Source organism: Shouchella sp. JSM 1781072 (genome assembly GCF_041949915.1).
Classification (GTDB): Bacteria; Bacillota; Bacilli; order Bacillales; family Bacillaceae_D; genus Shouchella.
The window spans coordinates 674076-689341 of record NZ_JBHFQE010000001.1 but is presented as its reverse complement, the minus strand read 5'-3'; the positions used below and the strand labels follow the sequence as shown (position 1 = coordinate 689341).

Here is a 15266-nt window from a genome sequence, read left to right as displayed (position 1 = left end):
TCGTACATACTTTTGGAGGGATTCCATGCAAGAATTTGTTTTTTTTATTTCTGGTAAAGTGAAGAAACCATTAACCATTGATCCAACTGTTTGGATTTTTGATGAAAGAAAGATTGATTTGCAAACTTTTTTTGAATCCACGATCCAGCTTGAGGATGATAATGATTTAGCAAATTATACACAAAAAATTTCAAAGCAATTTGATAAAGAAATGCTTCAAGGTTCTGAGCCACCAAACCCAAACCGTGATTCAAATCGAATCAAATATGATCGCCAAGAATTGATTAACGGTTCTTTCGGCATGCCGTTGCGCTCATTTATCCGCAACGCTGCACCTTATGATGACGCTCAGTCCATTCTAGTTGAAACAACGGAGAATCAACACGTAACCCTACCGATTGAAAAAGCGGATTTTCTAGTTGCTGCTTTTTCTGATCACGGACAGCCTTTAAAAGAAGATGGACCTGTACACCTTTACGTGGCAGACGGTACGAGCAAAACAGCTATTAAGCGCGTGAAGCAACTCAAATTTGTTTAAAGTAAATCTGCCGCTAATTGTGCAAGCGCTGAACGTTCCCCTTTAATTAATTTAATGTGGCCGCTCAGCGCTTCTTTTTTAAACGTTTCGACCGCATACGTTAACCCATTTGTATATTCATCAAGATATGGATGATCAATTTGTTGCGGATCTCCCATCAAGACGACTTTGCTTCGCTCACCTACTCGCGTCAAAATCGTTTTCACTTCATGCTTCGTTAAATTCTGTGCTTCATCAATAATAATATATTGATCAGGTATACTTCTACCGCGAATATACGTAAGAGCCTCCACTTGAATTGAACTCATGCCAGCAAGAATACGATCCAATTCTCCAGGTTTTTTTGTATCAAATAAAAACTCTAAATTATCGTAGATTGGCTGCATCCACGGCTTTAATTTTTCCTCTTTCTCACCTGGTAGATAGCCGATGTCTTTTCCTAGTGGGACAACAGGTCTAGCGACAATGAGCTTTTTATACAGGTGTAAATCTTCCGTTTGCAACAAGCCTGCCGCTAATGAAAGCAGTGTTTTGCCGGTACCTGCTTTGCCGACTAACGTGACGAGCGGCAAATCATTTCGAAGCAACAGCTCGAATGCCATCTTTTGCTGAGCATTACGCGGCTTTATCCCCCATACATGATCATATTCACCAATTAAAGGCTTTACTTTCTTTCCTAATAAGTCAACTTTTCCAATAGCGGAACTTGAAGCTTGCGTATAATCTTTTAAAATAACAAATTGATTTGGGTACAGCTGACCAACCTCTAATTCATCAACGGAAATTTCTCCATTTTGATAAAATGCATTAATGACTTCCTGATTTGTATAGCAATCTTTATACCCATTATAACCTTCGTCGCTTTCAATGACCCGGTCATTCAAAAAATCTTCCGTTAGTAAATCAAACGAGTCTGCTTTCACTCGGACGAGTGCATCTTTACTTACGAGCACAACATCTCGTCCATTTGCTTTTTCGTTTTCTTCCATTTGTAAATTTAGCGCCACCGCAATAATGCGATTATCGTTCGTCATTTCAGCGAACACATGCTTTAAATGCTGAAATGAACGGTGGTTTAGTTCTACTCGAACGGATCCTCCTTCTTTTAACGCCACTCCGGTATGAAGCTTTCCATCTTCTCTTAATTGATCAATGATTCTCGCAATCATACGAGCATTCCGACCTACTTCATCCATGTTTTTCTTTTTTGAATCCACTTCTTCAAGAACAATTGCTGGAATAATGACGTCATGAGGTTGAAATTGGTAGAGCGAATACGGGTCTTGTAATAATACATTCGTATCAAGAACATACATTTTCTTGGCATTAGTCAAAAAAACGCCTCCTAAGTAAGTGCGTCAAGAATTTGCCTTTCAATGAAGCAAGCTTCCTCTCCTTTTAATCGTATGAATGAAGACAACAACTTAGACGAGTGATTATTGATTATTATGAGAGTTTCTTTTTGTCCTGTAATTCGATACACTAAGACTAGATAGAGGTAAAGAGAGGTGTAGGTCGTAAAAGACGTAAGATGAAAGTACAATGTGTGATTTGCGATAAAATAGAAGATATTGATGATTATAGTGTAATAGCAAAAAAACTCCGCAATCGCCCGATTCACACGTATATGTGCGAGCATTGCCAAGAGCGAATTACGAAGCGAACAGACGAGCGGAAAGCGACAGGAAATTTTTCAGTTCCCCATAGACAAAAAGAAGAGAGCGATTGGCCTTAACCAACGCTCCCTCCATTTTCTTCGGATCGTGCTTTTTCTTTTCGATGCATAAACAAACGAAAACGATAAATCCCCAGTACTAAAGCAGAAATTGCGAGTACTGCCATAATTGGCGCCCCAAACACAAATTCTAAAAACCATAGGCCAAAGCTTCCAATGATAAGCATAATATACACAACGACCATTTTTAACACTGGTAACTTTCGAGCAAACCCTAAGTTAAAAACGAGAACAGTAAGCAATGTTGTGACAACAAAAGCTGCAAACCCAATCCAAGGCTGCTCATAGGTAGCCTGCATTAACCAAGACAAACTTTCAACAGGTACCATCTCTTCCTCGTTTTGCATCATGATGCCCCCCTTCGCTCATCTTATGAATTCGAAGCTAGCTTTTTACGTTTCTCTTCTCTTTCACGTTCTGATTTATTCAGGATCTTCTTACGTAAACGAATGGATTCTGGCGTCATTTCACAATACTCATCGTCATTTAAATATTCAAGCGCTTCTTCTAGCGTTAAAATACGTGGACGCTTCATCGTAACCGTCTGATCTTTCGTCGCTGAACGAACATTTGTTTGTTGTTTCATTTTAGTAATGTTGACAGTCAAGTCATTTTCTCTTGTATGTTCACCGACAATCATACCTTCATAAATTTCAGTACCAGCATCTAAGAAAATGGTTCCTCTATCTTCAACACCCATAATGCCGTATTGCGTCGATTTTCCAGTTTCCATTGAAACAAGAACCCCTTGACGACGACCACCGACGTGACCAGCAACCATTGGTTGATACGAATCAAATGAATGATTGATAATGCCATAACCGCGTGTTTGCGTAAGGAACTCAGTAGTATAACCAATTAACCCACGAGCAGGAACTAAGAAATCAAGTCGAACTTGTCCTGTTCCAGTGTTTGTCATATTAACAAGCTCACCTTTACGTTCACCAATCGACTGCATAACAGCACCTTGATACTCATCAGGAACATCAATTTGCACACGTTCAACCGGTTCACTTCTAACCCCATCAATATCACGAATGATTACTTCTGGTTTTGATACTTGAAGTTCATACCCTTCGCGGCGCATGTTTTCAATCAGAATCGATAAGTGGAGCTCACCACGACCTGAAACAACCCACACATCTGGAGAATCAGTATCCTCAACACGCAAGCTTACATCTGTTTCTAATTCAGATTTCAAACGCTCTTCTAGCTTACGGCTTGTCACAAACTTGCCTTCTCTTCCAGCAAATGGCGAATTATTTACAAGGAATGTCATTTGAAGCGTCGGTTCGTCAATTCGTAATGTCGGTAGCGCTTCTTGTTGATCAACAGGACAAACTGTCTCACCAACGTTAATTTCTTCCATTCCTGAAACAGCAATCAAATCGCCTGCTTTGGCTTCGTTGATCTCGACACGTTTTAAGCCAAGGAAACCAAACATTTTCGTTACGCGGAATTGCTTCACAGAACCATCAAGCTTCATTAACGCAACTTGCTCGCCAACTTTCATGGTTCCTCTAAAAATTCGACCAACACCAATCCGACCAACGTAATCGTTATAATCTAGTAAGGTAATTTGAAATTGAAGTGGCTCATCACTATTATCAACTGGTGCAGGAATTGATTCAATAATCGTTTTAAATAAGTCTTCCATTGAATCTTCTTGCTTATCAGGGTTCATAGAAGATGTTCCATTAATGGCAGATGCATAGACAACTGGGAAATCAAGCTGATCTTCATCTGCTCCTAAATCAATAAATAAATCAACCACTTCATCAACCACTTCAGCTGCTCTTGCTGCTGGACGGTCAATTTTGTTCACAACAACAATCGGTGTTAACTTTTGTTCAAGTGCTTTTTTTAATACAAAACGAGTTTGCGGCATACAGCCTTCGTAGGCGTCAACCACAAGCAACACACCATCAACCATTTTCATGATTCGCTCCACTTCACCACCGAAGTCAGCGTGCCCTGGAGTATCCATTATATTGATACGCTTATCTGCGTAATTAATCGCTGTATTCTTCGCTAAAATGGTAATACCTCGTTCTTTTTCCAAAGCATTGGAGTCCATTGCGCGCTCTTGAACTGTTTCATGTTGCTGGAACGTTCCAGATTGTTTCAACAATTCATCTACCAACGTCGTTTTTCCGTGGTCAACGTGAGCGATGATCGCAATATTTCTTATATCTTCACGTACGTTCATTTTATTCTCTCCTTTATTTCCACCATAGAGATGTTCAACTGTCTAAGTATAGCATAAAGTTGAATCAGTTCCTATTTTATTTAAAAAACGTTCCACATAAAAAAATGTTTCCCTTTTTGTCACACGTAATACTTTCCCTCAGCACGAGAAAGCGTTACACTATTTATTAGTGAACAGAGGGGGTAAGACAGGTTTTGAATAAAGAAAATGTGATATTCCTAACACTATCCATTATAACTGTACTATGTATTATGGGGATCGGCGTTGCGGTTGCTGAACGTAGTCTTTTAATCGCCATTATCTCTATCGTCGGAATTGTTGTCTCCATGGGACTTGGGTTTGGATTACGAAAAAAAAACGTGAATAGCCATAATTAAATTGTTAAAAAGGAGAGCCATTAATGGTTCTCCTTTGTTCGTCTTTTGACAATTGTATTGGTTGCTTCTTCTAAAGGACGTATAATGGCACTCACATCTTGATGTCCATATTTTTCTTTTGCGTGAGCGACTTTACTTGCTCCTAACTGCACGAGTTCAAGAGGCATATTCAGTTCATCAGCTAATCCTAGCGCTAATTTAATGTCTTTGTCCAATAAATTAATGGAAAAGCGTGCATCAAAATTACGATCAAGAATTGCGTCTACCGCCCAATCCATACTTTTTGAGAAGCCTGCACTTCTTTTAATTACGTCGTACGCAATTGCAGGATCCACTCCGGCTTTTTCCGCCATCACGTAACATTCAGCTAGAGCAGATTGGTGCACACCGATGAGCATATTATTTAGTAATTTAACTGTTGTACCACTTCCGACTTCTCCAACACGAACAATATAGTCTCCGAAAGCTTTTAAAACAGGCTGAATCGCTGGAAATATTTCTTCATCACATCCACACATAATCGTTAAAGTACCAGCTTCTGCCCCCATGGGCCCCCCACTAATTGGCGCATCAACAAATGCTGTCCCTTTTTGTGCGCTTGCTTTGTACGCCCATTCATTCGTAGCTGGATCAACGGTTGAATGGTCTATAATGATTTTCCCTCTTGAAGCTCCAGCGATCAATCCGTCTTCACCATCATAAACGTCTTTAATGGAACTAGGTGTTGGCAAACACGTCATTACCATATCAACGGCTTCCATTAAATGCCTAGGCGATTCTTTTTCAACAGCCCCATACGCAACAGCTGTTTCGATCGGACTTCTACTTCGACTGACTACATACGTTTCATATCCAGCATCTACGAGATGCTTGACCATCGGTAATCCCATTGTCCCAAGTCCAATAAAACCTATTCTCACGATTATCCCTCCTGAAGATGTTCGATGATAGTTGGATGGAGCTCTTTCTTAGCAGCTAGAACCGTTCCTTTCTTTAGAAACGATAGCTCTTGGTTGTCTAACCGTGTTGATATGCCCCCAGCTTCTCTTAATAAAATTGCTCCCCCGGCGTAGTCCCAAGGTGACAAGTTCAAGCTAATATACGCGTCTATTCGATCTACAGCAACATAAGCCATTTCTAACGCTGCAGAACCATAAGACCTTGTTCCACGACAATTTCTCGCTACTTCGACTAATGCTTTTTGATATTGACGTTCTTCAAGCAGCCAGTTGGAATTAAGCCCTATAATCGCTTCATGAAGAGGCCGTTCTGTTTGTTTATCTACTTTCTCTTCATTAATGAATAGCCCTTCTTGATCATTCGCATGAAACAGTTCTCCTTTCATAACATCGTAGACCAGCCCAATTTTTCCAATCCCATTTTCATAAATACCGATGGAAATAGCAAAATTCTGTCGCTGATGCACAAAATTCATTGTTCCATCAATTGGGTCAACAATCCAGACAATCCCATCGAGATGGTCAATCGCTTCACTAACTCCTTCCTCACCTAAAAAACGATGCTCTGGATATGTATGGCGAATCTTTTTATAAAGAAATGCCTCCGTCGACTTATCAATATCTGTAACAAGATCATCGGGGTTAGATTTTGTCTCAATGGCGAATGAGCCATTTAACGCGTCTTTTATTTGTTCCCCTGCTTGAAAAATCCACTCTTTTGCTTGCTGTTCAATTTCTCTCCATGTCACGTCCATGTTTACCTCCTACAAGCTTCATTCCTGTACATTATCTCATAAACAATTTTGAATACAAAGTTCTTCCACTTCAAAAAAAAAGAAAAAGCACACATGCACTTTTTCTTTTACGCTTGAAGGCTTAACATTTCTTGTCTATATTCATCTAATAATGCTTTACTTTGATTCATCATTTCGTTGTTTTCTGCTAAAATCGCGTCATACAACGTCATTAATTGGTAATCAATTTCAAGGCGCAAGACGGACAAACGGTTCTCAGGTTCAAGTGATTGAAAAGACGGAAGGACTTGTTTCATCTGCGGCTCTCCTTTTGTACCGGTCGGCACATGTTTTTAAATTTTCAGATATTATACCATACATAATGGGTTTCGCCTAGAGGATTTCGTAAATCAATGCGGTTTGATCTTTTAGAAAAAGTTCGCTAAGCTTAGGTAATAGATTGAAAGGAGCATGAATCATGACACATGTTGGTTTCACAAAAGAAGATTTTCATACATTTACAATCGAAGGGTTAGAACCTCGAATGGAAGCAATTCGGTCTTCCATCCAACCTAAATTTCAAATTATTGGTGAAGAGCTTCGAGCACATTTGGCCCAAGCCCTTGATACAGATATGCACCTACACATTGCTCAGCATGCTCGACGTACGACAAATCCACCAAATGATACGTGGTTAGCTGTCGCTTCCAATAAAAGAGGCTACAAAAAACACCCTCATTTTCAAGTCGGTTTATTTGATGATCACCTTTTTATCTGGCTCGCTTATATTTACGAACTTCCCGGTAAGCAGGAGATCGCGAAGTTATTTCTTGAGCATGAAGAGGATTTGAACACGACGATTCCTCAAGATTACGTTGTTTCCCTTGACCACACGAAAAAACCTGCAAAATCATTTCAAACGTTAGACTTAACCGCCAGCCTTGAGCGTTTTCGCGATGTTAAAAAAGCTGAATTCCTTGTTGGGAAGCACATTTCTTCTAATGATCCGCTTGTTCAAGATGGCGAAGCATTAATGATCGAAATCAAAACGACAATGGATACGCTTCTGCCCTTGTACAAGCTTTCCTACACAGCACTAAACGAACAGTCAATCGAATAAACAGACACGAACAAGAAACAATGAACACCACAAATAAACGATTAATCCTAGGATTAATCGTTTTGGTTTTAGCGGGGAAAGCGTGGTTGTCTACTAAGTAAAAATCAACCTTTTCACTATTAATTAGCTTTAATTATGCCATCATGTTCTTTTGCTTGTTTGACTAATTTGTAGCACGATAAACCGAGCTGTTCATCAACTTCTCGAAATACTTGCTTTTCCTCTGACATTGACGGTACAACGTTTTTAAACATCGCATACGCTTCTCGAAGTTTTTTTGCCTCAACACCTTTCTCTTGCGCTTGAGCAATTAAATCAAAAAACTCAGCGACGTCGACAATTTCTTGTTGACTCCACTCGTAACGGATTGGAATATTCATTCTTTCTCATCCTTTCATTTTTTAATAGCGAAATCGACCTTCATTTGCTATACTCTTCTTGCTTGCGTAAAATTAGACGCATGTGTGTTAAAGAAATGAGGTGTTCGTTTCATGGAATTTGATCAGCAAAAAACGCCTTTATTTACAGGGCTTAAACAATATGCAAGTAAAAATCCAACTCCTTTCCATATTCCCGGTCACAAAAAAGGACAAGGTATGGAGCCGTCTTTTCGAGATTTCATTGGAGAAAATGCATTATCAATTGATCTCATTAATATTGCGCCACTAGATGACCTTCATCATCCACATGGTTTTATTCACGAAGCCCAGCAATTAGCAGCAAATGCTTTCGGTGCAGATTATACCTTTTTTTCGGTACAAGGTACAAGTGGTGCCATTATGACGATGATTATGAGTGTTTGCAAACCTGGCGATAAAATCATTGTTCCCCGGAACGTCCATAAATCGATCATGTCTGCCATTATCTTTTCAGGCGCCATGCCTGTGTTTGTTCACCCAGTTGTTGACCGTACACATGGAATTGCGCACGGCGTTACAACAGAATCGATTCAGCGTGCCGTCGAGGCTCACCCCGATGCAAAAGCCGTCCTCGTCATTAACCCAACATATTACGGCTTTGCATGTGATTTAAAAGAAATTGTAAAAATAGCTCACAGCGCATCAATACCTGTACTTGTTGATGAAGCACACGGGGTTCACACCCATTTTTCAGAGGACCTGCCTATTAGTGCCATGGAAGCTGGTGCCGATATGGCTGCAACAAGCGTCCATAAGCTAGGTGGATCGCTCACTCAAAGCTCCGTATTAAATGTTAAATCTGGACTTGTATCGGTTGACCACACAACCGCTATTATGAGTATGTTAACAACAACATCAACGTCGTATCTTTTACTAGCTTCTCTAGATGTTGCAAGAAAACATTTGGCAACAAAAGGTCGATCTGAGCTCGCTCGAGTCATTGATCTTTCTCATTCTGCTCGCAAACGATTAAATTCCATTGATGGCATCCATTGTGTAGGCGCAGAGTGCTTAACGTCATCTGCGACATTCGCTCACGATCCAACGAAACTTTTTATTTCGTTAAACGAGTTATCAATTAGTGGGTACGAAGCCGAGGTTTGGTTGCGTGACAACTATGGAATTGAGGTAGAACTTTCTGACCTCTATAATATTCTTTGTATTATTACGCTTGGTGACGACCAGACGAAGGTTGATTTGCTTTTGAACGCATTAACGGAATTAGCCCATTCCTTTAAACAATCGGAAAAGCAAACCGTTCAGCTTGATGTGAAAGTACCAGACATTCCTACTCTTGCTTTATCTCCTCGGGATGCGTTTTATGCACAAACAGAATTTGTTTCTTTTCAAGAGTCTACAGGGAGAATAATCGCTGAATTTATCATGGTGTATCCGCCTGGAATTCCGATTCTAAGTCCAGGCGAGCTCATTACCCAAGAGAATTTAGACTATGTAAAAGAAAATATGGCTGCTGGCTTACCTGTTCAAGGACCAGAAGATCAAACACTTGCTTTTTTAAAAGTCATTAAAGAACAATCAGCCATCGTATAAAAAAACAACGTAGCGAGAGACGCTACGTTGTTTTTATGTTTATTTATTTTTGTGATGAAGATGGCTTTGCGGATTTTGCCTGGCAGTGCGTACAGTTTGACACAGCATAAAGGCGACTTACTTTTTCTCCCTCAAAGTGACCTAATGTCTGGCTGCAAACTTGACATATGAATGTTCCCACAATACATCCTCCTCAGTAATTGTAATCGCTTTCGTTTCCTTACTACCTATAATAGTATGTCTTATTGTATTCGTCAACCTTTAATTAGTGTGTCACAATTATTTTTTATTCGCCTCATTAATGATCATATTTAGATACAGCCGAACATATAATAAAAACCCTTGCCAAAAGGCAAGAGTTTCATTTGATATTACTTTAATTGATCAGGATCAACAAAGCCGTACCCTTTATCTTGCAGACCCGTAACAATGTCTTCAAGGGCAGCATTTGTCCACTCTCGATCGTGCATAAGAAGATTACCGCCATTACCTAGTTCTGGTGCGTTCACCATAATATCCGCAATTGCTTCTTCTGTCATATAACCTTCAGTAAAGTCATAGCCATACGTCCAGTTCATAAGCGTCATATCTTCTTGTTCCACAACTTCTTTTACATAATCCGTATTCGCACCAAATGGCGCACGGAAAAATCTTGGTCGTTCTCCAATAATATCTTCAATCTTATCATTTAAACCAACAATCTCATTATATTGTTCTTCTTCAGAGATTTCTCTTAAGTTCGGATGACTCATCGTATGATTTCCAATTTCAAAGCCCATTTCGTGAATTTGTTTTAATTCGTCAGCTTTTTCATCTGTATTTATAAAGTGTGCATTCACAAAAAAGATTGCCGGAGCATCAAGTTCTTTCAATGTTTCTGCCATCTCAACCCCATGCTTATCTGGTGCATCATCAATCGTAAGTAAAACCACTTCTGGATCTGCGTCTGTTCCTTCAATTGGTTCTACTGTCCACATATTTGGGTTAATTTCGTAAACAACTTCTACTTCTTCATCTTCACCTTCATCGGCAGAAGCTGTATCTTCATTCTCATCCGCTTCATTTTCTGTAGCTTCTGTTTCACTATCTACTTCTGTATTTTGTTCCGTTTGCTCGTCCCCATCTACATTAACGGATTCAGATGAATTGTCAGTCTCATCAGATCCACAAGCTGATAAAGCAAGTAAACTTACAGCAGGTACTAAAAGCCATTTCTTCATTACATTGACCCCTCTCAGAATGTTCTTGACTCATCATAACATTTTTTTCCTTATTTCGACAGTGAAAAAGCAATTTGAAAAAAAGCCATCAATTTGACATATGTATAAAATTCCTCTTTTTTTTCATACTACAAACAGGTTTATTAATCAGCAGATTAGGGTAAACAACGTTGTCTTTATCAAGATGAACTCTGGCACATTAAAGTTATCTATGGTATGATTTTGTCTTGTTTTTAAAAAAGAAAATCATTTGGAAAGGTTGACAATCAATATGAAGCAAGCAACGTCGGTATTTTATATTTCTGTGGCCGTTGCTCTTGCATTCATTTTTTGGGGTGTTGTTTTTCCAGAAAATATGCTTGAAGTAACAGAAAACATTCAAGGTTTTATTTCAACTGAATTAGGATGGTTTTATTTACTATCTGCTACATTTTATGTGGCGGTCGGGATTTATTTAATTGTAAGTCCATTTGGAAGTATTCGTCTAGGAAAACCAGATGAAAAACCAGAATATACATATTTAACCTGGTTCGCGTTTTTATTTACAGCCGGAATGGGGATCGGACTAGTCTTTTGGGGTTCCGCTGAACCATTATCGCACTTTTTCACACCTGCTAATGCAGAACCTGGCACACAGCAAGCTGCTGCTGAAGCGATGCGTTATTCCATTTTCCACTGGGGCATACACCCTTGGGCCATTTATTCAGTGGTGGCATTAACGCTTGCGTATTTCCAATATCGAAAAGACGAACCTGCACTATTTAGTTCTACGTTCCGTCCTCTTATCGGTCATCGGGTACACGGTCCAATTGGAAAAACAATTGATGTCTTTGTTGTTTTTGCCACAATCTTTGGGACGGCAACATCATTAGGTTTTGGGGCTGCTCAAATTACGGCGGGACTCATTTACTTATTCCCATCTCTTGATGCAATTGATTATAATGTGTTTCAAATTGCAGTTATTCTCATTGTAACGGTATTATTCTCAATCTCAGCAACAACTGGTATTGATAAAGGCATTCGAATTTTGAGTAACTTAAATGTTCGTTTAGCCATCTTATTAATGGCATTCGTCTTGTTACTCGGACCGACCAGCTACATTATGGGTGTTTTCACGCAAGGAATTGGAAGCTACGTTCAAAACTTTTTTGGGATGAGCTTTAGTATGGACGTTTATGACCCTGACTCTTCTTGGGTGCAAGATTGGACCCTCTTCTACTGGGCTTGGTGGATTTCTTGGGCACCATTTGTAGGCGCCTTTATTGCCCGCGTATCACGAGGACGTACCATTCGAGAGTTTGTTATTGGCGTCATTGCTCTTCCTTCGTTATTCGGAGCCTTTTGGTTTAGTGTCTTCGGAGGATCAAGCATTTTCTTTGAAAATAATGGCGGTGGCTTGTACGCGCAAATGCAAGAAGGCGGAACTGAAATGGCATTATTTGCCTTACTTGAACAGTTCCCACTCACCTTCTTTGTCGCACTCATTACGGTTTTACTAATTGCTTCTTTCTTTATTACTTCTGCCGATTCAGCAACAGTTGTATTAGGGATGCAAACAACTGGCGGTAACTTAAACCCACCAAATTCGGTAAAATTAGTTTGGGGATTAATTATTGCAGGTACAGCGGGTGTCTTACTCGTGACGAGTGAAGAAGGTTTGGATGCCTTACAAACTGCCTCGATTATTGGCGCCTTCCCGTTTGCCATCATTATCATTCTCATGATTGTCTCTCTCTTTAAAGAGTTACGAAATGAGAAGGAAACGCTAACCGTTAGCCGAGAACGCCTTCGTCAAGAGCGACTTGCTTTACGTAACGAACGTGAGCGCGTCAAACGCGAACAACAACTGCTTAAGAGAGAACGTCGTCGTCTGCAAAACACAAACGATGAAGTAGAAAGCGACGACACCAAAGATAAAGAGTAAAGCCAAACAGCACCTTCCAATTGAAGGTGCTGTTTTATTTTCAAGATTTTACGTTTTTTTCCTGTTTGATACGGGTACGGAAACGTAATGGAAATTTTAAAGGGAGGATGGTAAAGCATGAAAAAACGTCATATTGTCTTTACGATTACGTTTAGTGCCATCATTCTCATTGCGATTTTTTCCTTGATACCTGGTTCAACGACTACAGGAAAAGCTCATTCCAGTGAAACCAGTCAAGTCGTGCTTATTTTATTCTCCGATGAGAACAAGCTTGCCAAAGAGCGTGTATACTATAACGCTATTCAACACTTACAAATGAATCATCATTTCTCCTTTCACGAATTTATCTTTAAAGAATCAACAGATCGGCGTTCTGTTTCTTATTATGACGTTGATATTGACACATTCCCTTGTCTGCTCATTTATAAGGGGGAAGAAGAGATTTTACGACTATCTGGCAAACAAGACTTCGACCAAGTTGTTCGTGAAATTCGCCAATCTACAAAATAAGAGAAGATAAGTATGAACACTTATCCCCTCTTATTTCGTGCTATGATTTTGAATCAAACGCATCTCGTAAACCATCTCCAATAAAGTTAATGGCCAGAACAGTTAAAACGATACATAAACCAGGCGGTATCCAAGCTTCTGGGTTATTCCGTAAAATCCTCACACTTTGCGCCTCTGTTAACATATTACCCCACGTTGGTGTTGGCTGAGGAATACCAAAGCCAATAAAACTTAATGCCGACTCAGCCACAATCATTGAAGCCATCATTATGGTTGCATTAACAATGATCGGACCTACAGCATTGGGAATAAAATGCTTACGAATAATTCTTAAGTCTGAGCAACCAATACTTCTTGCACTTAATATGTATTCCTTTTCTCGAATAGAAAGAAACGTGCCACGTAACATCCGACAAATTCCAGTCCACGATGTTAACGCAATAACGAATATGAAAATTGGAACGGTAATATTTTGTAACACAGCAACAATCGTTAAAAATAATAGTAAGAACGGAAAAATTAACATCCCATCCGTTACCCTCATAATAACAGAGTCAACTTTCCCTCCATAATATCCAGCTATTGATCCTAAGCTCCCACCGATTAGTACGGTAAAAAGCATTGCAAAAAAGCCGACGGTCAACGAAATACGGGCACCGTGCACCAAGCGAGAAAAGTTATCTCGACCTGATTGATCTGTACCAAGAATGTTTTCACTATCTGCATTTGCTTCTACTTTTGCTAAATTACTTTGTGTTGGGTCGTGGGTGGCAATAACATCAGCAAATATTGCGACTAGAACCATCAGTGCAAGGAACACAATTCCTGTAATCGCTAATTTATTTTTTTTGAAACGGTTAAATGCTAAACGTGTCGGACTTAAGCTTTTTTCCTCTACTTGCGTGAATTGAGGCGGTGAAGGCTGCATATCTACTCGTTTTGGTTCCAATGGTCTCACCTCAGTCTAATCGAATTCGTGGATCTGCTATCGCGTAGCATATGTCTGCCAATAAATTTCCAACTAAGATTGTCATCGCTGCAATTAAGTTTATTGCCATAATAACTGGATAATCCCGATTTGCTAGTGATGAAACAAATAGCGTCCCAATTCCTGGGTAACCAAACACGGTTTCAATAATAATTGCCCCACTTAAGATCGTCCCAAATTCAATACCTAGCAACGTAATAATCGGAATTAAGGCATTTCGCAATGTATGCTTGTACAGAACTGAATTTGAGCCAACTCCTTTGGCACGTGCTGTTCGAATAAAATCGCTACCTTTTAAATCAAGCATTTCTGATCGTAAGTAACGTAAAAAGACGGCTGTACTAGAGAGCCCTAACGTAATACCTGGTAATATTAAGTGATGAAGTCGACTAATAAACGCATCCCAACCTGTTAAACTTGGTGAAGCCATTGACCCTTGAGTGGGTAGCCAACCTAATGTAAATGAAAATAAATAAATTCCTAGTAACGCCGCAAAGAAATTGGGTGTTGCTAATCCTAAAAACGCAAATGTTGTTGCGCTATAGTCCAAAACAGAGTATTTTTTTCTTGACGAATAAATACCAATTGGGATAGCAAACAACAATGTGATAAACAACGAGAAAACACCTAAATAAAACGTATTATCTAAACGTTGTAAAATTAAATCACTTACGTCTCTTCCATTAAAACTCATGGATTGACCTAAATCCCCTTGAACGATGTTTGACAACCAGTTCCAGTATTGAACAATGAAAGGATCATTTAAGCCTAGCAAGTCTCTTTGTTGTTCCAAAACCTCTGCAGGTAAAGATGGGTCAACAATTTCTCCAGTTAATGCATCACCTGGAGCTAACCATGCGAAGAAAAAAACAACCATCGTTACAATGACAAGCATCGGTATAAATAAAAGTAGTCGCCGGATAATAAATTTTGTCATCGTTTTTCCTCCTGTCTGCCTAACAAATGAAGAAAAGAAAGCAGC

Annotated in this window: 18 protein-coding genes; 7 read left to right on the top strand and 11 right to left on the bottom strand. The window is 39.5% G+C overall.

Features of this window, described 5'->3' with window-relative positions; all coding sequences use genetic code 11:
* The first annotated feature begins 25 nt into the window (after positions 1-25).
* Complete coding sequence (locus ACE1TH_RS03700) at positions 26-538, top strand: hypothetical protein (protein WP_099301185.1); 513 nt, start codon at positions 26-28, stop codon at positions 536-538.
* On the opposite strand, the gene ACE1TH_RS03695 is transcribed toward ACE1TH_RS03700, so the two are convergent.
* Positions 535-1854 (bottom strand): PhoH family protein, encoded by a 1320-nt coding sequence (locus tag ACE1TH_RS03695; protein ID WP_099302127.1) that lies wholly within the window; start codon positions 1852-1854, stop codon positions 535-537. The genes ACE1TH_RS03700 and ACE1TH_RS03695 overlap by 4 nt on opposite strands.
* Positions 1855-2069: 215 nt before the next feature.
* Here ACE1TH_RS03695 and ACE1TH_RS03690 point away from each other — a divergent pair, with 215 nt between their 5' ends.
* Positions 2070-2273 (top strand): YlaI family protein, encoded by a 204-nt coding sequence (locus ACE1TH_RS03690; protein ID WP_099301186.1) that lies wholly within the window; start codon positions 2070-2072, stop codon positions 2271-2273.
* On the opposite strand, the gene ACE1TH_RS03685 is transcribed toward ACE1TH_RS03690, so the two are convergent.
* Positions 2270-2623, bottom strand: coding sequence for a YlaH-like family protein (locus ACE1TH_RS03685; RefSeq protein ID WP_255223399.1), 354 nt, complete (start codon positions 2621-2623; stop codon positions 2270-2272). The genes ACE1TH_RS03690 and ACE1TH_RS03685 overlap by 4 nt on opposite strands.
* A 20-nt stretch (positions 2624-2643) precedes the next feature.
* Positions 2644-4482 carry a translational GTPase TypA gene (gene typA / locus ACE1TH_RS03680; protein ID WP_255223400.1) on the bottom strand — a complete coding sequence of 613 codons (1839 nt, stop codon included), beginning with the start codon at positions 4480-4482 and terminating at the stop codon, positions 2644-2646.
* Positions 4483-4676: 194 nt separating this feature from the next.
* Between typA and ACE1TH_RS03675 the strand changes: the two genes are divergently transcribed.
* A complete protein-coding gene (locus tag ACE1TH_RS03675; RefSeq protein WP_099301189.1) occupies positions 4677-4859 on the top strand; it encodes a DUF5325 family protein in 183 nt (60 codons plus the stop codon).
* A gap of 20 nt (positions 4860-4879) precedes the next feature.
* Here the strand turns inward: ACE1TH_RS03675 and ACE1TH_RS03670 are convergent, their stop codons facing one another.
* The 3 genes from ACE1TH_RS03670 to ACE1TH_RS03660 form a co-directional block, all read right to left on the bottom strand.
* Positions 4880-5779 carry an NAD(P)-dependent oxidoreductase gene (locus ACE1TH_RS03670; RefSeq protein ID WP_099301190.1) on the bottom strand — a complete coding sequence of 300 codons (900 nt, stop codon included), beginning with the start codon at positions 5777-5779 and terminating at the stop codon, positions 4880-4882.
* A gap of 2 nt (positions 5780-5781) precedes the next feature.
* Complete coding sequence (locus ACE1TH_RS03665) at positions 5782-6573, bottom strand: inositol monophosphatase family protein (RefSeq protein ID WP_099301191.1); 792 nt, start codon at positions 6571-6573, stop codon at positions 5782-5784.
* A gap of 107 nt (positions 6574-6680) precedes the next feature.
* A complete protein-coding gene (locus ACE1TH_RS03660) occupies positions 6681-6869 on the bottom strand; it encodes a hypothetical protein (protein WP_375078380.1) in 189 nt (62 codons plus the stop codon).
* A gap of 161 nt (positions 6870-7030) precedes the next feature.
* On the opposite strand from ACE1TH_RS03660, the gene ACE1TH_RS03655 reads away from it, so the two are divergent.
* On the top strand, positions 7031-7672 hold the full coding sequence (locus ACE1TH_RS03655; RefSeq protein ID WP_375078379.1) for a YktB family protein: 642 nt from the start codon (positions 7031-7033) through the stop codon (positions 7670-7672).
* 119 nt (positions 7673-7791) lie between these two features.
* Here the strand turns inward: ACE1TH_RS03655 and ACE1TH_RS03650 are convergent, their stop codons facing one another.
* A complete protein-coding gene (locus ACE1TH_RS03650; RefSeq protein ID WP_255223401.1) occupies positions 7792-8052 on the bottom strand; it encodes a UPF0223 family protein in 261 nt (86 codons plus the stop codon).
* Between the two features lie 111 nt (positions 8053-8163).
* On the opposite strand from ACE1TH_RS03650, the gene ACE1TH_RS03645 reads away from it, so the two are divergent.
* Positions 8164-9642, top strand: coding sequence for an aminotransferase class I/II-fold pyridoxal phosphate-dependent enzyme (locus ACE1TH_RS03645; protein WP_375078378.1), 1479 nt, complete (start codon positions 8164-8166; stop codon positions 9640-9642).
* A gap of 43 nt (positions 9643-9685) precedes the next feature.
* Here ACE1TH_RS03645 and ACE1TH_RS03640 read toward each other — a convergent pair whose 3' ends face one another.
* Both ACE1TH_RS03640 and ACE1TH_RS03635 read right to left on the bottom strand, forming a co-directional pair.
* Positions 9686-9823, bottom strand: a complete 138-nt coding sequence (locus ACE1TH_RS03640; protein ID WP_099301196.1) for a GapA-binding peptide SR1P — start codon at positions 9821-9823, stop codon at positions 9686-9688.
* A gap of 190 nt (positions 9824-10013) precedes the next feature.
* On the bottom strand, positions 10014-10862 hold the full coding sequence (locus tag ACE1TH_RS03635; RefSeq protein WP_375078377.1) for a polysaccharide deacetylase family protein: 849 nt from the start codon (positions 10860-10862) through the stop codon (positions 10014-10016).
* A gap of 271 nt (positions 10863-11133) precedes the next feature.
* On the opposite strand from ACE1TH_RS03635, the gene ACE1TH_RS03630 reads away from it, so the two are divergent.
* On the top strand, positions 11134-12786 hold the full coding sequence (locus ACE1TH_RS03630) for a glycine betaine uptake BCCT transporter (protein WP_099301198.1): 1653 nt from the start codon (positions 11134-11136) through the stop codon (positions 12784-12786).
* A gap of 117 nt (positions 12787-12903) precedes the next feature.
* A complete protein-coding gene (locus tag ACE1TH_RS03625) occupies positions 12904-13296 on the top strand; it encodes a hypothetical protein (protein WP_099301199.1) in 393 nt (130 codons plus the stop codon).
* A gap of 40 nt (positions 13297-13336) precedes the next feature.
* On the opposite strand, the gene opp4C is transcribed toward ACE1TH_RS03625, so the two are convergent.
* Complete coding sequence (gene opp4C, locus ACE1TH_RS03620; RefSeq protein ID WP_099302128.1) at positions 13337-14224, bottom strand: oligopeptide ABC transporter permease; 888 nt, start codon at positions 14222-14224, stop codon at positions 13337-13339.
* Between the two features lie 31 nt (positions 14225-14255).
* Positions 14256-15221 (bottom strand): ABC transporter permease, encoded by a 966-nt coding sequence (locus ACE1TH_RS03615; protein ID WP_099301200.1) that lies wholly within the window; start codon positions 15219-15221, stop codon positions 14256-14258.
* Positions 15222-15266: the final 45 nt, after the last annotated feature.